The sequence below is a fragment of the Litorilituus sediminis genome (genome assembly GCF_004295665.1).
Lineage (GTDB): Bacteria > Pseudomonadota > Gammaproteobacteria > Enterobacterales > Alteromonadaceae > Colwellia > Colwellia sediminis.
In genome coordinates, this window is the sequence record NZ_CP034759.1 from 4,154,870 (window position 1) to 4,175,158 (window position 20,289).

General features: G+C 39.4%; 20 protein-coding genes and 6 tRNA genes. 12 read left to right on the plus strand and 14 right to left on the minus strand.

Translation table 11 applies throughout. The annotated features are described in order from the left end of the window. The first annotated feature begins 6 nt into the window (after positions 1–6). Complete coding sequence (locus EMK97_RS18415) at positions 7–1,212, plus strand: FAD-dependent oxidoreductase (protein ID WP_130604227.1); 1,206 nt, start codon at positions 7–9, stop codon at positions 1,210–1,212. A gap of 876 nt (positions 1,213–2,088) precedes the next feature. Here EMK97_RS18415 and EMK97_RS18420 read toward each other — a convergent pair. The 13 genes from EMK97_RS18420 to lolB all read right to left on the minus strand — a co-directional run bounded on the left by EMK97_RS18420 (position 2,089) and on the right by lolB (position 9,190). Further along, positions 2,089–2,184 (minus strand) — tRNA-Thr (locus tag EMK97_RS18420). Between the two features lie 160 nt (positions 2,185–2,344). Next, a tRNA-Leu gene (locus EMK97_RS18425) sits at positions 2,345–2,428 on the minus strand. A 137-nt stretch (positions 2,429–2,565) separates the two neighbouring features. After that, positions 2,566–2,640, minus strand: a tRNA-Gln gene (locus EMK97_RS18430). Positions 2,641–2,689: 49 nt separating this feature from the next. Further along, a tRNA-Gln gene (locus EMK97_RS18435) sits at positions 2,690–2,764 on the minus strand. Positions 2,765–2,802: 38 nt separating this feature from the next. Then, positions 2,803–2,886 (minus strand) — tRNA-Leu (locus EMK97_RS18440). Positions 2,887–2,918: 32 nt separating this feature from the next. Beyond that, positions 2,919–2,995, minus strand: a tRNA-Met gene (locus tag EMK97_RS18445). A 205-nt stretch (positions 2,996–3,200) separates the two neighbouring features. Continuing rightward, complete coding sequence (locus EMK97_RS18450) at positions 3,201–3,542, minus strand: DUF3718 domain-containing protein (protein ID WP_130604228.1); 342 nt, start codon at positions 3,540–3,542, stop codon at positions 3,201–3,203. Positions 3,543–3,874: 332 nt separating this feature from the next. Beyond that, the gene (gene ychF, locus EMK97_RS18455) at positions 3,875–4,966 is read right to left on the minus strand and encodes a redox-regulated ATPase YchF (RefSeq protein ID WP_130604229.1); all 1,092 of its coding nucleotides are present in this window, start codon (positions 4,964–4,966) and stop codon (positions 3,875–3,877) included. A 57-nt stretch (positions 4,967–5,023) separates the two neighbouring features. After that, positions 5,024–5,605: an aminoacyl-tRNA hydrolase gene (gene pth / locus EMK97_RS18460; RefSeq protein ID WP_130604230.1), complete on the minus strand. Its 582-nt coding sequence runs from the start codon at positions 5,603–5,605 to the stop codon at positions 5,024–5,026. Positions 5,606–5,640: 35 nt separating this feature from the next. Next, positions 5,641–6,258: a 50S ribosomal protein L25/general stress protein Ctc gene (locus tag EMK97_RS18465; protein WP_130604231.1), complete on the minus strand. Its 618-nt coding sequence runs from the start codon at positions 6,256–6,258 to the stop codon at positions 5,641–5,643. A gap of 263 nt (positions 6,259–6,521) precedes the next feature. Continuing rightward, on the minus strand, positions 6,522–7,472 hold the full coding sequence (locus EMK97_RS18470) for a ribose-phosphate pyrophosphokinase (protein ID WP_130604547.1): 951 nt from the start codon (positions 7,470–7,472) through the stop codon (positions 6,522–6,524). 165 nt (positions 7,473–7,637) lie between these two features. Further along, a complete protein-coding gene (gene ispE / locus EMK97_RS18475; RefSeq protein ID WP_130604232.1) occupies positions 7,638–8,525 on the minus strand; it encodes a 4-(cytidine 5'-diphospho)-2-C-methyl-D-erythritol kinase in 888 nt (295 codons plus the stop codon). Between the two features lie 74 nt (positions 8,526–8,599). Beyond that, positions 8,600–9,190, minus strand: a complete 591-nt coding sequence (lolB, locus tag EMK97_RS18480; RefSeq protein WP_170176810.1) for a lipoprotein insertase outer membrane protein LolB — start codon at positions 9,188–9,190, stop codon at positions 8,600–8,602. A gap of 390 nt (positions 9,191–9,580) precedes the next feature. Between lolB and hemA the strand changes: the two genes are divergently transcribed. The 7 genes from hemA to kdsA all read left to right on the plus strand — a co-directional run bounded on the left by hemA (position 9,581) and on the right by kdsA (position 16,472). Next, a complete protein-coding gene (hemA, locus tag EMK97_RS18485; RefSeq protein ID WP_130604234.1) occupies positions 9,581–10,849 on the plus strand; it encodes a glutamyl-tRNA reductase in 1,269 nt (422 codons plus the stop codon). 126 nt (positions 10,850–10,975) lie between these two features. After that, positions 10,976–12,064, plus strand: coding sequence for a peptide chain release factor 1 (prfA, locus tag EMK97_RS18490; RefSeq protein WP_130604235.1), 1,089 nt, complete (start codon positions 10,976–10,978; stop codon positions 12,062–12,064). Between the two features lie 15 nt (positions 12,065–12,079). After that, positions 12,080–12,946: a peptide chain release factor N(5)-glutamine methyltransferase gene (gene prmC / locus EMK97_RS18495; RefSeq protein ID WP_130604236.1), complete on the plus strand. Its 867-nt coding sequence runs from the start codon at positions 12,080–12,082 to the stop codon at positions 12,944–12,946. Positions 12,947–12,963: 17 nt separating this feature from the next. Then, positions 12,964–13,329, plus strand: coding sequence for a SirB2 family protein (locus tag EMK97_RS18500; protein ID WP_130604237.1), 366 nt, complete (start codon positions 12,964–12,966; stop codon positions 13,327–13,329). 59 nt (positions 13,330–13,388) lie between these two features. Then, positions 13,389–14,228 (plus strand): SirB1 family protein, encoded by an 840-nt coding sequence (locus EMK97_RS18505; protein WP_130604238.1) that lies wholly within the window; start codon positions 13,389–13,391, stop codon positions 14,226–14,228. A 67-nt stretch (positions 14,229–14,295) separates the two neighbouring features. Next, the gene (locus EMK97_RS18510) at positions 14,296–15,558 is read left to right on the plus strand and encodes a DUF819 family protein (protein ID WP_130604239.1); all 1,263 of its coding nucleotides are present in this window, start codon (positions 14,296–14,298) and stop codon (positions 15,556–15,558) included. A 71-nt stretch (positions 15,559–15,629) separates the two neighbouring features. Beyond that, entirely contained in the window at positions 15,630–16,472 is an 843-nt protein-coding gene (gene kdsA, locus EMK97_RS18515) for a 3-deoxy-8-phosphooctulonate synthase (RefSeq protein ID WP_130604240.1), read from the plus strand. Between the two features lie 95 nt (positions 16,473–16,567). Here the strand turns inward: kdsA and EMK97_RS18520 are convergent, their stop codons facing one another. Then, entirely contained in the window at positions 16,568–16,849 is a 282-nt protein-coding gene (locus EMK97_RS18520) for a hypothetical protein (protein WP_130604241.1), read from the minus strand. Between the two features lie 340 nt (positions 16,850–17,189). Between EMK97_RS18520 and EMK97_RS18525 the strand changes: the two genes are divergently transcribed. The 4 genes from EMK97_RS18525 to rlmM are packed head-to-tail and all read left to right on the plus strand — an operon-like array spanning position 17,190 to position 20,286. Then, positions 17,190–18,122 (plus strand): transcriptional regulator GcvA, encoded by a 933-nt coding sequence (locus EMK97_RS18525; RefSeq protein WP_130604242.1) that lies wholly within the window; start codon positions 17,190–17,192, stop codon positions 18,120–18,122. After that, positions 18,122–18,805 carry an alpha/beta family hydrolase gene (locus EMK97_RS18530; protein WP_130604243.1) on the plus strand — a complete coding sequence of 228 codons (684 nt, stop codon included), beginning with the start codon at positions 18,122–18,124 and terminating at the stop codon, positions 18,803–18,805. The genes EMK97_RS18525 and EMK97_RS18530 overlap by 1 nt, the downstream gene beginning before the upstream one ends. Further along, positions 18,806–19,207 (plus strand): DUF423 domain-containing protein, encoded by a 402-nt coding sequence (locus EMK97_RS18535; RefSeq protein ID WP_246028834.1) that lies wholly within the window; start codon positions 18,806–18,808, stop codon positions 19,205–19,207. After that, entirely contained in the window at positions 19,204–20,286 is a 1,083-nt protein-coding gene (gene rlmM, locus EMK97_RS18540; RefSeq protein ID WP_130604244.1) for a 23S rRNA (cytidine(2498)-2'-O)-methyltransferase RlmM, read from the plus strand. The genes EMK97_RS18535 and rlmM overlap by 4 nt, the downstream gene beginning before the upstream one ends. Positions 20,287–20,289: the final 3 nt, after the last annotated feature.

The window sequence follows — 20,289 nt, forward strand, 5'->3', positions numbered from 1 at the left end:
TAAGAGATGGAAAATTTTGATTGTGTGGTAATCGGTGGTGGCATGGTTGGTGCTGCTAGTGCACTATCTTTGGCAAACCTAGGCTTGCGAGTGGCTGTTGTTGAGCAATTTAAGCCTAAAGAGTTTGCTAAAGAGCAGCCGCTTGATCTGAGAGTTTCCGCTATATCATTAGCCTCACAACATTTACTCACCCAGTTAAACTGCTGGCAGCAAATAAAGCAATGGCGAACATGTCAATATAAGCGTTTAGGGGTTTGGGAACTACCGTATGCTTATACCGAATTTAACGCTAAAGATATAGCACAAGAGCATCTAGGTGATATCGTAGAGAATAGACTATTACAGTTAGCGCTCTGGCAGGAGCTTAACAGTAATCAGAATATATTTTTGTATTGCCCAGAAAGCTTAGTAGATATTGAACAATCAACAGATAATGTGATTGTTACCCTAAGCAATTCTACTATAGCTACTAAGTTGCTGATTGGTGCTGATGGCGCTAATTCTAAGGTGCGACAACTCGCAGGTATTGGTATAACAGGTTGGGATTATCAGCAATCAGCCATGTTAATCAATGTTGAAACTGAGTTCTCACAGCAAGATATTACTTGGCAGCAATTTACTCCCTCAGGTCCTGTTGCTTTTTTACCCTTGCCTGGGCAGAGCGAGCTTGGTGGTTATGCCTCATTAGTCTGGTATCACAGTAAAGCAGAAATTAAACGTCTCGCGTCAATCTCTAACGCGCAATTAACGTCTGAAATACATCAATATTTTCCAAAGCGCTTAGGTAAAGTAAAGGTGATAGATAAAGCGTCATTCCCGCTTACGCGCCGCCATGCCAATAGTTATCAGCACAAGCGCATATTACTCGTTGGTGATGCAGCTCATACCATTAACCCTTTGGCAGGCCAAGGTGTTAATTTAGGCTTTAAAGACGTAAAAGCATTGCAGAATGTGATTGCATCAGCAATAGCTAATGGTCAGAGTTGGCATAGTGACACTGTGCTTGGTGGCTATGAAAAGGCAAGACGACATGATAATTTATTGATGATGTCTACTATGGATGCCTTATACACTAGTTTTAGTCACCCATCATCTTTAGTTAAATTTGCTCGTAATCTTGGCTTTTTAGCTATTAATAAACTGCCTTTAATCAATACTCAAATTAAAAATAGAGCTTTAGCGTATGCCTGTGGTGTGACGCTCACTGAATAAGCGCGAATACGACAATCAAACAGAAAGCTTGAATTCAGCAAAGAACCTTGATTAAAGGCTAACAAGTTTAGCTTTTAAAGACTCTTCTCGGCCTAATGAATGTGCTTTATTAAACATGAGTTTAAACTTCTGCTCGCATCATAAAAGCTACTGTAACTGCACTTACTTAATGAAAGTTAATGCTCATGCTGCGCGTCTAGCATACAGCCAAAACATCTTGGCTATAAGATAATAAGTTAGAAAATAATATTTTGTATGGATTACTTGGACTATGGTACGGGAGGAGAGACTTGAACTCTGACATCAAAAAAAGAAACACTGGAACCCTACATATCTAATGTAAGCAGCGCGTCTAGCAATTCCGCCTCTCCCGCATAAGGTAGTAAAGTTTTATAGAAACTTGGATTATTGCATCATGTATTGGCAAAGATGAAATTTAAGAAAAGTATATTTTGATTAGATTGCTGGGCGATGGTACGGGAGGAGAGACTTGAACTCTCACATCAAAGATGCTGGAACCGTACATGTCTAATATAAGCAGCGCGTCTAACAGCTCAACCAAAACATGATGAGTAAAAAGCTATAAATGAGAAAAGAATTTATTTGGATTGTTTGGGCGATGGTACGGGAGGAGAGACTTGAACTCTCACATCAAAGATACTGGAACCGTACATGTCTAATACAAGCAGCGCGTCTACCAATTCCGACACTCCTGCATAAGGTGGTAAAGTTTTTAAAGAGACCTGAACTCTCATATCAAAGATACAGGAACCTACTAATTTCTAATAGAAAGCAGCGCGTCTAACAACTCAACCAAAACATGATGAGTAAATAGCTAATAAATGAAGAAAGAATTTATTTGGATTGTTTGGGCGATGGTACGGGAGGAGAGACTTGAACTCTCACATCAAAGATACTGGAACCGTACATGTCTAATACAAGCAGCGCGTCTACCAATTCCGCCACTCCTGCATAAGGTGGTAAAGTTTTTAAAGAGACCTGAACTCTCATATCAAAGATACAGGAACCTACTAATTTCTAATAGAAAGCAGCGCGTCTAACAACTCAACCAAAACATGATGAGTAAATAGCTAATAAATGAAGAAAGAATTTATTTGGATTGTTTGGGCGATGGTACGGGAGGAGAGACTTGAACTCTCACATCAAAGATACTGGAACCTAAATCCAGCGCGTCTACCAATTCCGCCACTCCCGCATAAGGTAGTAAAGTTTTTAAAGAGACTTGAACTCTCACACCAAAGATACTGGAACCTGCTATTTTCTAATAGAAAGCAGCGCGTCTATCAATTTGCTACTTCAGCATCATTTAAGTTATTCATTTGGAAATGAAAGTGGCAGGGGTAAGAGGATTTGAACCTCTGAATGACGGGATCAAAACCCGCTGCCTTACCGCTTGGCTATACCCCTGCAGAAAACCGTTTGTAATTACATTGAATTCTTTTGAATTGAAAAGAAGTGGCAGGGGTAAGAGGATTTGAACCTCTGAATGACGGGATCAAAACCCGCTGCCTTACCGCTTGGCTATACCCCTGCAATGTACTTACTTTTTACAACTGACGTTGTTAGAAATGGTACGGGAGGAGAGACTTGAACTCTCACATCAAAGATACTGGAACCTAAATCCAGCGCGTCTACCAATTCCGCCACTCCCGCATTTCTAATATTCACACAATCCTTATGTGAAATGGTGGCTACACCGGGATTTGAACCTGGGACCCCATCATTATGAGTGATGTGCTCTAACCAACTGAGCTATGTAGCCTTACCAACCTGCTCTGTAGCAAGTGCGGCGTATTATGCTAATCTGCTTGCCGTACGTCAACCGTTTTTTTCGAAAAAATTACACTTTTTGTTTGTTTGGCTAATGCGTGTGCAATTTGGTGGTTAACTATGCAGTATTTTAAGAAAAAACGCATTATCTAGTAAATAAAGTAATGCGTTTTTGTTTTTATTGAAGGGGAAAGTAATTATCTTTCTTTTGCTTCTTCAGCTAAATGTGCAGAATGTTTAGATAGCTCTTCGATTTCCGGTTTAACTTTTTTTGCGGGTAATTTACCAATAATGAATTCACCTACTTCTAACGCATTAGATTTTGCTGCAAAAACAAGCAAGCTACTGCCATTACACTCTAAACCAGTGTAGATATTGCGCATTTTTAATTTGTTTTGCTTTAAAAAAGCTCTTAAACGACTTTTATCGTTTGCTTGCACGTACTCACATACGCGTAATGTTAAGTTGTCTGCTTGCGCAGGTGTTGCCGTTAATGAGCTTGCAGCTACCAATGTTGCTAATAAAAGAACTTTTTTCATTAGAGCACCTTATTATTGTTAAGTAAAAATATGGTTTGACAAAGAAAGTGTAGACTAAGAATTGTGTTATTTAGATATTTTTCGAGAAAATAGCTAAAAAAACGTTTCTACAGTTTTGATTTTCTTGTGATTTCAGCGCGCATTCTATTGCACTAGAGTGTAAAAACAAGCTTTAATTGAGGAGATGTTAATCTTTAACTTTCAATTAACTTAAGGTTTACATGGCGATATATTAGACGATATAAGAGTGCTAAAAAATTGGCAAAAAAGATATAAAAAAGGCTCATATTGAATGAGCCTTTTTACTATTGAAATTTGTAATGCGTTAATGATTAAACATTAAATCTAAAGTGAACAACATCGCCATCTTTAACAGGGTAGTCTTTCCCTTCTAAGCGCCATTTTCCGGCTTCTTTAGCACCTGCTTCACCGTTAAACTCAATAAAGTCATCATAACTAACCACTTCAGCGCGAATAAAGCCTTTTTCAAAATCAGTATGAATAACGCCAGCAGCCTGAGGTGCAGTGGCATTTTGTTTTACTGTCCATGCACGAACTTCTTTAACACCGGCAGTAAAGTAGGTTTGTAAACTTAATAAGCCATAACCTGAGTTGATCACGCGGTTTAAGCCTGGCTCTTCTAAGCCCATTTCAGCCATAAACTCAATACGATCATCTTCATCCATTTCAGATAATTCGCCTTCTATCTCGGCACATACGGCAACCACAACCGCACCTTCTTTTTCAGCAATATCACGAACGATATCTAAATAAGGGTTATCTTCAAAACCATCGTCATTGACATTAGCAATGTACATGGTTGGTTTTACGGTTAAGAAGTTTAAGTATTTTACCGCGGCTAACTCTTCTTTACTTAACTCAAGAGAGCGGATCATTTGCCCGTCTTCAACATGCTTAAGTATTTTTTCCAGTACAGGTAGTTCAAACTTAGCGTCTTTATCGCCACCTTTAGCGCGTTTTGTTTGACGTACAATAGCACGTTCAGCGGTATCCATATCAGCAAGGGCTAATTCTGTATTGATAACATCAATATCGTCCGCTGGGCTGATTTTGTTGGCAACGTGAATAATGTTGTCATTTTCAAAACAACGCACTACATGACCTATGGCGTCAGTTTCACGAATGTTTGCTAAGAATTTATTACCTAAACCTTCACCTTTTGATGCGCCTGCAACCAGACCGGCAATATCAACAAATTCCATGGTGGTTGGAATAACGCGTTCAGGGTTGACGATATCTGCTAATTTATCAAGACGCGGATCAGGTACTGGTACTACACCTGTGTTCGGTTCAATAGTACAAAAAGGGAAGTTTGCAGCTTCAATACCTGCTTTGGTTAGCGCATTAAATAAAGTAGATTTACCTACATTTGGTAAGCCAACGATGCCACATTTAAATCCCATAATTTTTACCTACTTTTTTGATATATAATTTGCAATGGTCTACTTTGCTTTGAGCAATTAGCCTTTAAAGGCATGTAAGCGCTGTTGAGCTTTGGTAAGACCGTCAGTTTGCCAAATGTCAAAGCAACGGCTTGCTTCGTCAACGGCTTGTTCAATTGAGCTTTGTTCACTTGCGGGCGCTTTACCTAGCACATGGCCTGTTACCTTGTCGCGGTGACCTGGATGACCTATGCCAATTCGCAAGCGATAAAAATCTTTGTTATTTGCCATGCGGGCAATAATGTCTTTTAAGCCATTATGTCCACCATGACCACCACCTTGTTTAATTTTTACAGTACCAGGTAGCATATCCATTTCATCGTGCGCAATGAGAATATTTTCAACATTAATACGGAAAAAGTTTGCTAAGGGAGCGACAGCTTGACCACTTCGATTCATAAAGGTTGTCGGGATAAGTAGGTGAACTACTTGATTGGCGATTAAGCCTTTACCGTAGAGGCCTGAGTATTTTTTTTCCGGGCGAAGAGCAATATTATTGCGTCGAGCTAGTTCTTCAACGAACCAGACACCAGCATTGTGGCGAGTTTTGCTATATTCGGGGCCAGGATTACCTAGCCCCGCAATTAATTTAATCGTCATAGATTATTACACTTAAAAAAATGTATTAACGATTATTATTCTGCAGTATCTTCTTCTGCAGCTTCGTCGTCACTTGCTTTGCCTTTTGGAGCATTAGCTGTAACAACTGCTTGGTCATGACTCTCACCTTTGGCTAATTCGTCAGAGGTAACACCTGCTGGTAATTTAACGTCAGATAAGTGTAATGTTTGACCAAGTTCAAGATCTGCTAAGTCAACTTCGATGAACTCAGGTAAATCTTTTGGTAAACAAGTTACTGCGATTTCATTGATGTGGTGAGCAATTTTAGCACCTGTCTTCGCTGCAACATCTTCGTTTAAGAAGTGAACAGGAACGTTAGCGTGAACAGCATGCTTAGCATCGATACGGATGAAATCTAAGTGCATGATAACGTCTTTGTATGGGTGACGTTGCATGTCTTTAATTAAACATTCAACAGCTTTGCCATCAACGTTTAATGTTAATACGTGTGAGTAGAAAGCTTCTTCTTGTTGAGCACGGTAAACATTTTTGTGCTCTAAAGTTAAAGAAACAGGTTCTTGGTTCTCACCGTAAAGGATAGCAGGAACTTTATTCGCGTGACGTAGGCGGCGGCTCGCACCTTTCCCCAGGTCAGTACGTACTTCTGCATCCAAAGTAAATAAATCAGTCATGTTTAATACTCTTGTTAAACTAAAGTTAAGTCTTGTTTTTTGCGACCAAAAACAAGGATATTGGCTTTGTTATCTCTGCAATTATTTAGTCACTTTAAGCAAGTAAATTAAGTGCCAGATAAAAAAGGCGCGAAATGATAACACTTCAATTAAATTAAAGCTATGTATTGTTGAAAAATATTAGCGTTCATATGAGCTAATGAATAAAGCAATAAAAAAGCCAGCGTGATGCTGGCTTTTGTCGAGGTGTTTTGTCGTTTGAATTATGAGTTTTCAAACATGGCAGAAATTGATTCTTCATTGCAAACACGACGGATTGCTTCGCTTAACATACCGCTTAATGTTAATTGACGAACCATTTTCAGCTTTTTAATTTCTTTAGAAAGTGGGATTGAGTCAGTTACCACAACTTCATCAATAACAGAGTTCTTCAAGTTTTCTGCAGCATTGCCTGATAGTACTGGGTGAGTAGCGTAGGCAAAAACACGTTTTGCACCGTGCTCTTTTAAGGCTTCTGCGGCTTTGGCTAAAGTACCACCCGTATCAATCATATCATCAACGATAATACAGTCACGGCCTTCAACTTCACCAATAATGTGCATAACTTGAGCAACGTTTGCTTTAGGACGACGCTTATCAATAATGGCTAGGTCTGTATCATCTAATAATTTTGCTACAGCACGTGCACGTACTACGCCGCCAATATCTGGCGATACAACAACTGGGTTATCTAGCTCACGGTTTTTCATGTCTTCTAAAAGAATAGGTGTACCAAATACGTTATCTACTGGTACATCGAAGAAACCTTGAATTTGTTCTGCGTGTAAGTCAACTGTTAGTACGCGGTCTACGCCAACACTTGAAAGGAAATCTGCGACAACTTTTGCTGTGATTGGTACACGAGCACTGCGAACACGTCTATCTTGACGAGCATAACCAAAGTATGGAATTACCGCGGTAATACGGCCAGCTGATGCACGACGTAATGCGTCGATCATCACAATTAATTCCATTAAATTATCATTTGTAGGTGCACAGGTAGATTGCACGATGAAAACATCTGAACCACGTACGTTTTCAGTGATTTCAAAGCTAATTTCACCATCACTAAAGCTGCCAACTTTGGCTTCGCCTAAAGTAATATATAAGCGATTAGCAATTTCTTTGGCCAGTTCAGGGGTGGCATTACCCGCAAAGATCTTCATGTCAGGCACAGTCAGTTCCTCAGAAACTTTTGACATTAATATTTGACTATTTGTTCAAAGGTGCATTTGCAACAAATAGCATGAATAAAACAGCATTAACTTTAGGCACTAGTTATTGGCTTAGCAAGTTAATAACTATTGATAATTTTATTTTAAGCAGGTAATAATTAGGTATTACAAGCTTGCAATTTGCGTAATTAACGGCGATTTATTTAATCCTTTAGCAACGAAGGACGTAATTCCATTAGGGAGTTTTGCTTGTACTTCGCACGCCTGTTCTTGGCTGGTAAAGCGTGAAAAAACGCAGGCACCAGTTCCCGTCATTCTTGACGGCGCGTATTCTATCAACCAAGCCAGTAGCTTGGCAACCTCAGAGTAGTGTTTTATTACCATGGTTTGACAGTCATTGTGGAAAAATTCATCGTTCATTATGTTTACTAAATGGTCAGGTTTTTCCAGTTTTTCTGTGTTCCTTGGTAAGTCCCCTGATGTAAATACGCTTTGCGTGGATATGCTGACATTGGGTTTACTGACCAAATACCAAGCTTCTTCTGGTGAGGCTGGCGTGAATTTCTCGCCAACACCTTGGGCAAAAGCAGCATGACCGTGAATAAAAATAGGCACATCGGCACCAAGGGTTAATCCTAAATGTGCTAATTCAGTTATTGAGTAGTTTGCTTGCCAAAGGGTGTTAAGTGCCAGTAAAACCGTTGCAGCGTTAGATGAGCCACCGCCGAGTCCGCCGCCCATAGGTAATATTTTATCAATGCTTATGTTAACGCCCAAAATAGGGGAGTGCTGATCTTGACGTATTTTTTCTTGTAATAATCGCGCCGCTTTAACAATGAGGTTGTCGTCATCGTTTACGCCAGCTATCGGTGTCAGTAATTGAATTTTTTCACTGGCAGTAACCGTAAAGGATAGCGTGTCACAGTGATCGAGAAATTGAAATAATGTCTCAAGTTCATGGTAGCCATCACTGCGCCTGCCCACTATATGTAAAAACAAATTAAGTTTAGCGGGGGCGCTAAAGGTTTTAGTTTGGTTAATGAATCTATTCATAATAATGATTTGTTATGCTTTAAAATTAAAGTACGGCTTAATTAAGATAATTTCGGCTATAGCAATACACTTGCTCATACGCGCCACTTATCAATAACTAATTTGATGGTTAAGTCACCTTTGCTGATAGTGAGCTTTTTTGCCAAAATGAATTGCTTAATTGCTTGGTAGTTACCGTAGTGAATGCGCCAAGCTTCATGGTTATTTGTATTTGTCTCTAAGCTACTTAACAGGTACTCAGGCAATTGTGTTTCTGGGTGATAGCTGATTTGGTCACTGTCTAAATAAGGTAAACCTTTAAGCCAAAAGTTTAACGCTTTCGTTGGTAAGGTGAAGCCAGTAAGTTGATAAATCAGTGCTGTTAAGTCTTCTCCTTGGTAAGTTTTACCATCAACTTTTACCTTATGATGGCCATTGCTTGAAGATAATTGCAAGACATTGATACCTAAATAACTGGTTAAGTTGAGGTTTTGCTGCTGAGTTTCTTCATTTATTTGCCAATGGAAATTGGCGCGCTCGCGTTTGTTACTTTGAATAAAGGCTATTTTTCCTGTGATTTGCCACTGGCTAAGCTGCTGGAGTAACTGTGCTCTTTCTTGGTGAGGGTGTACTGATTCTATCGGGGGAATAGCCTTATTTGTTGTACAGGCGGATAAAAAAAACATTGCCAATACTAGTATGGTCAGCAGGCGGTAAATTGATGAAGACTGAGTGTTTATCATGAAGAAGTTGTTATCGTTACAGTGTGACTAGTAAGAGTTTATTTATTGGAACACAGGCTCTAGCAATGTGCAATAACAACAAATTTTACTGGTTGGCGACAAGAATTTCTCGGCAGTTTTTATTTCAGATCATGGTTTAATCGTAAAACCTGAGTAATAATAGGGAAATACTTGAATGACTCAGGTATAATGCGCAAGCAAGTGATTTAAGGTCGGTTACTAAACAAGTAGCTGCCAGTAAAATTGTTAATATAGTATAAAATACATGATTAATATCTACGCTAAAGTTAACGTATTGATTGTTAGTCATATGAAAGATATAGGTTAATTATTTTGTCCATTGTTGCTGTTGGAATCAATCATAAAACTGCTCCTGTTGCTGTAAGGGAAAAAATTTCCTTTAATCCGGATAAGTTATCGACTGCGCTGCAGGAGATGCTGACTGAGGTTCAGTGTAAGGAAGTAGCAATATTATCTACTTGTAACCGTACTGAACTGTATTTAGTTCAAGATGGTGATGTAGAAAATACTCAGCAGCGATTGGTGCAATGGTTAGAGAGTTATCACAACGTTCCTGCCTCTACTATATTACCTAGCCTTTATTGGCATCAAGATCAGCAAGCCGTGAATCATATGATGCGTGTTGCCTGCGGACTTGATTCATTGGTATTAGGTGAGCCGCAAATTCTAGGGCAAATGAAGCAAGCCTATAGCCAAGCGAAAGCCGCTGGCTCTATGGCACTTGTGATGGATCGCTTATTTCAGCGTACTTTTGGTGTAGCCAAGCAAGTACGCACTGAAACTGAAATTGGTGCAAGCGCTGTATCTGTTGCCTTTGCTTCAGTTAACCTTGCTAAACATATCTTTGCTAGCCTAGAAAAAGCGCGCGTGTTACTTGTTGGTGCCGGTGAAACAATAGAGCTAGTTGCCAAACATTTATATGAAAATAATGTCGGTAAAATTACCGTAGCAAACCGTACTATTGCGCGAGCAGAAGGTATGGCGAAGCAAATTGGCGCCGATGTGATTACGTTAGCGCAAATACCTGAGCACATTTGTCAAGCCGATATCGTCATTAGTTCGACAGGCTCTACTTTACCTATTATTGGTAAAGGTATGGTTGAGCAGGCGCTGGTTGCTCGTAAACATAAGCCTATTTTTATGGTTGATTTAGCTGTTCCTCGAGATATTGAAGAGCAAGTATCTGAGCTTGAAGATGTCTTTCTTTATACGGTTGATGACCTACAAGGTATTATTGCTAAGAATATTGAAAATCGTCGCAAAGCAGCGGTGCAAGCAGAAAGTATTGTTAACAGTCAATCAGACAGTTTTATGGCTTGGCTACGTGGTTTAAATACCCAAGATACTGTGATTACTTACCGTAAGCAGTGCTTAGCTAATCGTGATCAGTTACTTGAAAAAGCACTGGTACAATTAAAAAATGGTAAATCTTCAGAAGCGGTTGTGGCAGAGTTAGCAACTAAGCTTACTAATAAATTTATGCATGCGCCAACAAGTGCGCTGCAATCTGCGGCGCAAGGTGGCGAGCTAGATAAGCTGCTTTACTTACGCGATATTTTCGATATTGATCCGAAAGAATAACTTATCTCGTTAAAAAGTCTCGCAATATCTTCTTTCATTTGCTCACTGTGCTAGAATAGCGTCAGTTTCGCCAACCTTAATTTTTGTGGTTGGCAATTATCAGTATTTAGAAATAAGATTTTATTCATGAAACCCTCAGTTTATCAAAAGCTTGAAGTGTTAGTTGAACGCTTCGAAGAAGTACAAGCGCTATTATCAGATCCTGATACCATCAATGATCAAGAAAAATTCAGAGCCTTATCTCAAGAATTTAAGCAATTAGAAGAAGTCACACAAACCTTTACTTCCTATAAAGAAGCAGAAGATGACTTTGCGACGGCTGAATTAATGCTTAAAGATGACGATCCTGATATGCGTGAAATGGCGCAGGAAGAGTATAAAGAAGCAAAGCAAGCGGTTGCCGATATTGCTGATAAGCTGCAGATTCTATTACTACCTCGTGACCCTAACGATGATAATAACTGTTTTGTTGAAATTCGAGCAGGTGCTGGCGGTGATGAAGCGGCAATTTTTGCTGGTGATCTCTTTAGAATGTACAGCCGTTATGCAGAGAAGCAAGGCTGGAAAATTGAAGTAATGAACAGTAATGAAAGCGAGCAGGGCGGCTATAAAGAACTGATCATGAAAGTAAACGGTGAAGGTGTTTACGGTCAGATGAAATTTGAGTCAGGCGGACACCGTGTTCAACGTGTACCAGAAACAGAATCTCAAGGTCGTGTTCATACTTCAGCTTGTACTGTGGTTGTTATGCCTGAAATTCCTGAGTCGCAAGCCATTGAAATCAATAAGGCCGACTTAAAAGTAGATACCTTTAGAGCATCAGGTGCCGGTGGTCAGCACGTTAACAAAACTGACTCGGCCATTCGTATTACCCATATTCCAACGGGTGTGGTGGTTGAGTGTCAGGATCAGCGCTCACAACATAAAAATCGTGCTCAAGCTATGTCTGTTTTACAAGCTCGCTTACAACAAGCAGAAGATGAAAAACGTCGTAGTGAAGAAGAGTCTTCACGTCGTAACCTTGTTGCTAGTGGTGATAGATCTGAACGTATTCGTACCTATAACTTCCCGCAAGGCCGTATGAGTGATCACCGTATTAACTTAACCTTATATCGTTTAGCTGAAATTATGGAAGGTAACTTGCAGTTGGTTATGGAGCCAATCATGCAAGAAAACCAAGCTGATTTATTGGCTGAATTAGCTGAGCAAGAATAAAGTAATACAGCGTTAATGTTAGTTGAAACACCAACACTTGCTCAGGCGATAGCGTATGGGCATCAACAATTGATGCCTAGCTCTGATAGCGCTAAATTAGATGCACAATTATTGTTAGCATCTGTATTAGATAAAGAACTCAGTTATTTGTTAACTTGGCCAGAAAAGGTGCTGTCAAAAGCGCAAAGGCAAGCGTTCTTATCTTTGTTATCTCGTCGTATAGAAGGCGAGCCAATCGCCTATATTCTGGGATTTAAAGAATTTTGGTCATTACCTTTTAAAGTGTCAACGGCAACGTTAATTCCTCGTCCTGATACTGAAACCTTGATTGAGCTGGTTTTAGTACATTTTGCAGAGAAAGCGCAATTAAGCTGTCTAGATCTTGGCACAGGTACAGGCGCAATTGCCTTATCACTCGCATCTGAAATGCCAACATGGCATATTGACGCGTTAGATTTTAGCGAAGACGCGGTGGCATTAGCCAAATTTAATGCTAAGCAGCTTAATTTACCTCAGGTAAATATTTACCAAAGTGATTGGTTTGAGAAGGTTCCATCTAACAGTCAGTTTGATTTGATTGTATCTAATCCCCCTTATATTGATGGTGATGATGTTAATTTAAGCCAAGGTGATGTTAGGTTTGAGCCTAAATCGGCATTAGTAGCTGACAATAACGGCTTAGCTGATATAGAACATATTGCTAAACAAGCTAAGCATTATTTAAAGCCACAGGGGCGCTTGTATTTTGAACATGGTTATCAGCAAGGGGCTGCAGTGAGAGCGCTGCTGGAAAATTTAGGTTACCGAGCTGCACAAACTGTTACAGATTTAAATGGCCATGAGCGTATAAGCTGGGCCATTTTTTCTCATTCACATGAATAATAATAAAAGGAATATCTATGTTTAAACATCTTCATATGACACTGGCTGTGATCAGCATTGCCTTATTTAGTCTGCGTTTTGTCTGGACTTTAGTTAACTCGCCGTCATTGCAGAAGAAATGGGTAAAGGTTACCCCGCATATTATTGATACTTTCTTATTAGGTATCGGTGTTTATATGGCTTTTTTATATCACATGAACCCGGTGGTGCATTTATGGCTAGGTGAAAAGCTATTAGCGGTAGTAGCTTATATTTTTACCGGCTATTACACCTTAAAATTAGCCAGAAATCGTACCATGCAAATTATCGGTTATTTAGGCGCTATGGGCTGGGTTATGTTGATAGTACGCTTAGCTATGACACGTGAGCCAATGATTTTTTAATATGCAAAGCAAAGCAAAGCAAAGCATATGTTGAAGTAATATTAATTTTTTAGGTAGTTATGAACGAGTTGTTATTATCAGAAATTAAATCTGATAACAAAGATTTACTGCAATTATTTGTTTTATTAGAAGATTATATTTTAGGGAAAGCTGAATTTAGTCAGCAAGCGCAACTTGTTCAGCTAGAGAGTGATTGTTCTTTAGATGGTTTAGAGCAAATTATTAACCAGTGTTTAGCTGTCATTGAAGAGCTTGAATCCCCGCTGGAAAAAGCAGAAGTATTACTTAATGAGCTTTATTTCCAACATATGTTTATCGATAAATATCGACGCTTATGGCCAAGTGATTCTTATTTGGTTGCCTCGGGCTTAAATCAGCGCTTAATGTCACCGGTATTAAAAGCCGTGATTGTTCGTGAAATTATAACGGCTTGTGGCTTTGAAACAGATCTTGTCTTTGTGCCAAATAAAGTCATGGTTCGAGTTTGTTGTGATGAAAAATATGCCATTATTTTTGATGCTGTGACTGGCGAATCACTGAACTGGCAAGAGTTAGATATTCGCCTTGATGAGCTTGATGGCGACCCAAGTCAGCCAGAATTAGAAGCAATGGATCATCAAGCCATTATAGTTGAGCACCTAAGCTCATTTAAAAATGCGCTAATTCGTCAGCAATCATTCGATAAGGCGCTTAAATGTGTTGATGTGATTTTATCATTAACACCTAATGACCCATTACAGCGAAGAGATCGCGGCTTTTTATTACATCAACTTGATTGCTTTAAGGTAGCAGTTGATGACTATCGCTTCTTCGTAGAGCAATGCCCTAAAGATCCTGCGGCTAAGTTATTAAAATTACAACTAGAAAATATAAGCGTTGTTGACACCGTTTTACATTAAAAAAAATACATTAATAAAACCATCACAACAAACAATGGTAATAACTAAAACTAATAAAGGTTGAATAATGCAAGCACAAGTTGTGGCAAACGCGCCACTTATCGCAAATGACAATGTGGTATTGGGGCTTTTAGCGCTAATACTAGGTTTTGTTTTTTACACATCAAATAGTCAACATCCATTTTTGCAGCGTTTTTATAAATACGTTCCTGCCTTATTAATGTGTTATTTATTACCGTCACTGCTAAATACTTTTGGTATTGTCAGCGCAGATATAAGCAAGGTAGATGAGGTGGCTAAGTACTACTTACTACCAGCTTGTTTAGTGTTATTAACATTAAGTATTGATATTAAAGCCATTGCAGGTCTTGGCAGTAAAGCCATTATCATGTTTTTAACGGGCACTATTGGGGTTGTAATTGGTGGGCCGATTGCTTTACTTGCAGTATCGGCTGTATGGCCTGAGCTTATTGGTGTATCTGGTCCAGATGCGGTATGGCGCGGTATGGCTGCACTTGCAGGTAGCTGGATTGGTGGTGGCGCAAACATGCTTGCCATGAAAGAAATTTATGAGGCTGATGGCAAAATCTTCACCATTATGGTGACGGTAGATATTGTTGTTGCCAATATTTGGATGGCAGGCTTGCTATATATTGCCGCTAATCATAAAGCGATTGATGCAAAAAGTGGTGCCGATACATCTGGCATTGATAAGTTAATAGACAAGGTAGAAGCGTTTGAACGTAAGAATAAACGTACGCCAGAGCTAAAAGACTACATGCTCATTATTGCTGTAGGTTTTGGTGCAGCAGGTTTTGCGCATTTTGCCGCTGATTGGTTAGTGCCTTTCTTTCAAACTAACTTCCCTGAATTAAAGAAGTTTAGCTTACACAGTAAATTATTCTGGATCATCGTATTGGTAACAACTATTGGTTTAACTTTGTCTTTCACTAAAGTAAGACAGTTAGAGTATGCTGGCGCATCTAAGGTGGGCAGTAGCTTTTTATATATTCTTGTAGCCACTATTGGTTTACACATGGATATCACTCAAATAGCTGAAGCGCCTAAATATGTTGTTATTGGTCTGATATGGATGGCAATTCATGTTATTTTACTGTTTGTTGTTGGCCGAATGATTAAAGCGCCAATATTCTATTTAGCGGTAGGTAGTAAAGCCAATATTGGTGGCGCGGCATCTGCGCCTGTGATTGCTTCGGCTTTCCACCCATCACTTGCTCCTGTCGGTGTGTTGTTAGCCGTTTTAGGCTATGCTCTAGGAACATACATGGCGTGGTTATGTGGCCAGTTATTGAGAATTATCGGTAGTTAAGCTCAGTATTTAAGATTATTATAAGAGCCATAAATTATGGCTCTTTTTTTTGCATATTAAGGAATTCAATTATGACGATTCAATCGGTCAATGTTGCTCAGCTTGAAGTGGCAAATGATAAACCGTTTGTACTTTTTGGTGGTATGAATGTGTTGGAATCTCGCGATCTGGCAATGAAAATTGCTGAGCACTATGTAAACGTGTGCCAAACGTTAAATATACCTTATGTTTTTAAAGCATCATTTGATAAAGCGAATCGCTCTTCTGTTAACTCTTATCGTGGCCCTGGTTTAGATGAAGGCCTTAAGATATTTGAAGAAATTAAATCAACCTTTAATGTCCCTATCATTACCGATGTTCATGAGCCATACCAAGCTCAACCGGTAAGTGAAGTGGTTGATGTTATCCAGTTGCCGGCATTTTTGGCAAGGCAAACAGATTTAGTGGTGGCAATGGCAAAAACAGATGCAGTTATCAATGTTAAGAAACCACAATTTTTGGCGGCTCATGAAATGCGTCATATTATTACTAAGTTTGCTGAAGCAGGTAATGAAAAAGTAATGCTGTGTGAGCGTGGTAGCTGTTTTGGTTATAACAATTTAATTGTTGATATGTTAGCCATGGATGCAATGAAAAGCTACGCACCTGTTATTTTTGATGCTACACATGCATTGCAAAAACCGGGTGGTCGTAGTGATAGCGCTGATGGACGTCGCGCACAAGCGGCTCAATTGGCTCGAAGTGGTATGGCGCTTGGTATTGCCGGATTATTTATTGAAGCACATCCTGATCCTAGCAAGGCTAAGTGTGATGGCCCATGCGCATTACCACTTGATAAGCTTGCCCCGTATTTAACTCAAATGAAAGCGATAGATGAGCTGGTAAAGGGCTTTGAGCCATTAGTAACAGAGTAAAATGATAAAAGTTAGCTACAAAAAAAGGTGTCGTTAGACACCTTTTTTGATCAACCAATGTGCGAGCATTCTTTGATAGATTTACTTACTGCTAATTACTCAGCTAATAATGTTGTTTTTGTTAAAGTAACCGGCTTATTTTTGTTAGCGTCGGTTTTTTGTTTAGCAAGTGAGTTCTTGTTATTTACTTGGCTCATCTCGGTTTTAATTTCAATGTTAGCAAATGATAGTTCAAGTGTTTGTTTTGCTTGAGATACTAAGTTAATTTGCTGAACTGGCTCTGCTTTTTCTACTTCTGTAGTTGGTACTGCAGCCATTGCAGAAGTGCTGATAATGAGGCCTGTGATTAAAGTGGTTAATACGTTAGTTTTTTTCATGGTAGTGATCCTAGTTTTTTACCGACTTCCTCGTCAGTAATAATAAATATATGTTAATCCCGATAGATTTATTAGGACCTTTTCTCGCGCTTGCTCATTTATTTCGTTTAGATAAACTAGAGTGCAGCGCGTGGGTTGGGGTCACTTGCTACACTCTTTTGTTTGAGCGTTGAGATGATGTCCTTCATCTACGGTGGGTATAATACCGACAATGGAAAAAAAATAAAAATGACAAAATTTAATGTTATTCATTAGAAAAACTAATGAATAATTGTTATGCTTGCATTGTAATTAAATATGCAGTTTTTTCTCAATTTTTAAAGTAAATAAAAGGTGAATTTTGGCTAACAGACTCCCGCCACTAAACGCTTTGCGAGCATTTGAAGCTTCAGCAAGGCAATTGAGTTTTACCCGTGCAGCTGAAGAACTTTTCGTCACTCAAGCTGCGATCAGTCATCAAATAAAGTCTTTGGAAGAGCATTTAGGCATTAAATTGTTTATGCGAAAGAACCGCGCTTTATTATTAACAGATGAAGGTCAGTCGTATTATTTAGATATTAAAGATATTTTTAATTCAATTCATGATGCCACAGAGCGGCTCCTAGCAAGAGGGGCGAAAGGTGCTATTACTGTCAGCTCACAGGCCAGTTTTGCTATTCAATGGTTAGTGCCAAGGTTAACGGCATTTAATGCCTTACATCCTGAAATAGATGTTAGGATCAAAGCGGTAGATCAAGCTGAAAACTCGTTAACTGAGGATGTCGATGTTGCCATATATTATGGCAGGGGACGTTGGCCGAATATACATGCTGATAAATTACATACTGAGTACTTAATACCTGTTTGCTCGCCGTTACTACTTCAAGAAAATGCTAGCAACGGTAAACCGGCATTATTGACGCTCGATGATTTAGAGCACCACACATTACTGCATGATACCTCACGTAAAGACTGGAAACGTTGGTTTAAGCAAGTAGGCGTTAAAGGGGTCAATGTAAATCATGGGCCAATCTTTAGTCACTCTGCTATGGTTGTGCAAGCGGCTTTGCACGGACAAGGGGTTGCTCTGGCTTATAGTGTGTTGGCTAAGCCTGATATTGATTCTGGACGTTTAGTATGCCCATTTAACGATGTCTTGGTTAGTAAAAATGCTTATTTTATTGTTTGTCGAGAAAATCAAAAAGAGCTAGGAAAAATAGAGGCGTTTCGTGAGTGGATGCTGAATATGGTGGCTAGTGAGCAAGAACAAATTACTGATGGGCAAATTAGTTAATGTCATTATTTATTAAAAATACCGTTGATGATGCCATTGCGCAACTGGTACTTGCTCATGGCGCTGGTGCTAATATGCATCATGAATTTCTAGAAAAGATGACCGAGTTGTTAAATCAACAAGGCCTAAATGTCATTAGATTTAATTTTCCTTATATGGAAAAGCGGGCTGAAACAGGCAAGCGCTATCCGCCCGATAGAATGCCGGTATTGTTATCCCATTATAGTGAGGTGATTACCACACTATTAGCTGAATCTGATGAGCAAAAAAACGCATCACTGCCGTTATTTATTGGTGGTAAGTCAATGGGCTCGCGAGTTGCGGTGAGTTTATTAGCGAAAGAGGGGGCTCTGCCTATACAACAGCAGGAAAAAATAGCCGGGGCATTTTGCTTTGGTTATCCTTTTCATCCGGCTAAAAAGCCAGAAAAGCTTCGCTTAGAGCCGCTACAAGAGACAAGTAAGCCTGTTCTTATTGTTCAAGGTGAACGAGATAGCTTAGGTAGTGAGCAAGAAATAGCTGAGTATGAGGTTTCACCCTTGTGTCGTTATCAGTTTTTAGCTGATGGCGATCATAGCCTTAAACCAAGAGTAAAATCTGGTTTTCGCTATGATGAACACCTAGCAAATGCTGCGCTAGCAGTGAGACAATTTATTGATAATATCATAGCTAAGGAGGCTTAGGTGAAATCAAATGGCGAGCAGGGCACAAGGCTATTTCGTTTTATTATGCTTTTTATTGGTATCAGTGGCTGTTTTTCTGTACTATTCGGCGCTTGGTTAGCTCATGCAGGTCAGGCATTACCAATAAATGAACAAGTGAGTTTGGCTAGCGCTCAAAAGTATCAGATGTATCATACCTTAGCTTTATTAGGCTGTGTTACTTATGGCAAGTATTTAGGTATGTCTTCGCTAGTAAAATTTACTTGTATTGCTTTTATGTTGGGTATTGTGTTGTTTAGCGTCACTATATATTTTAAGTTACTTTTGGCCGTGCCTTTTGTTGGTAAAGTAACCCCCTTTGGTGGCATGTTATTTGCGCTTGGCTGGTTAGCATTAGCGTTTGAAGGTAGAAAAAGATTATGACAAGTATTGTTTTATACTGTCGCCCAGGCTTTGAAAAAGAGTGTGGTGCAGAAATCCAAGAAAAAGCCGCTTGGAATGAAATGTATGGCTATTTAGAGCTAAAGAAAAACCAAGGCATTGTTTTTTTTCACTTACATAATAGTGATGATGGCGAGTTGTTAATGAATAAGCTGCCATTAAAGCGACTCATTTTTGCACGTCAATGGTTTGTAAGTTTAACGGATGTAATAGACCTGCCTGAATATAATCGTGTTGAGGCTATCAGTGAAGCGCTTGGTACAGAGTGGCAGTATGCTGATTTACGGATGGAAACCGCAGATACCAATGATGGTAAAGCATTAACTAAGTTTTGCCGTAAATTAGCGGTACCATTAAGACAAGGTTTGCGAAAAGCAAAAGTGCTAACCGAGAAAAATGATAAAGATGGCGCCATATTACATGCGTTATTTTTATCTGGCCAACAGGTCATTTTAGGCTTTTCATTGGCGCATAATAGCTCTCCTCATGTAATGGGGATCCCACGATTAAAATTTCCTAGTCAAGCGCCAAGTCGCTCTACGCTTAAACTGGACGAAGCTTTTTTATATTTTATTCCTAAAGCAGAGTGGGACTCACGCTTATGCTCTGGCATGAACGCGGTTGATTTAGGCTCTGCACCAGGCGGCTGGACGTATCAATTAGTGAGACGCGGTATGATGGTGACCGCTATTGATAATGGCCCAATGGCAGAGTCGTTAATGGAGACCGGGCAAGTAAAACATAAAACGATGGATGGCTTTAAATATGTGCCGATGAAGCAAAATGTTTATTGGTTGGTTTGTGACATGATAGAAAAGCCACAACGTGTTGCTAAATTGATGAGTGAATGGTTGTTAAATGGTTATTGTAAAGAGGCTATGTTTAATTTAAAGCTGCCAATGAAAGGTCGTTATCAACAAGTTACTGAAGACTTACAAGCGATAAAAGATGCCTTTAGTGAGCATCATGTTAAGTATGAACTCTACGCGAAACATTTGTATTACGATAGAGAAGAAGTGACGGTACATGCAAGGTTATTATCGCCTGCTCCACAAAAATAAAAG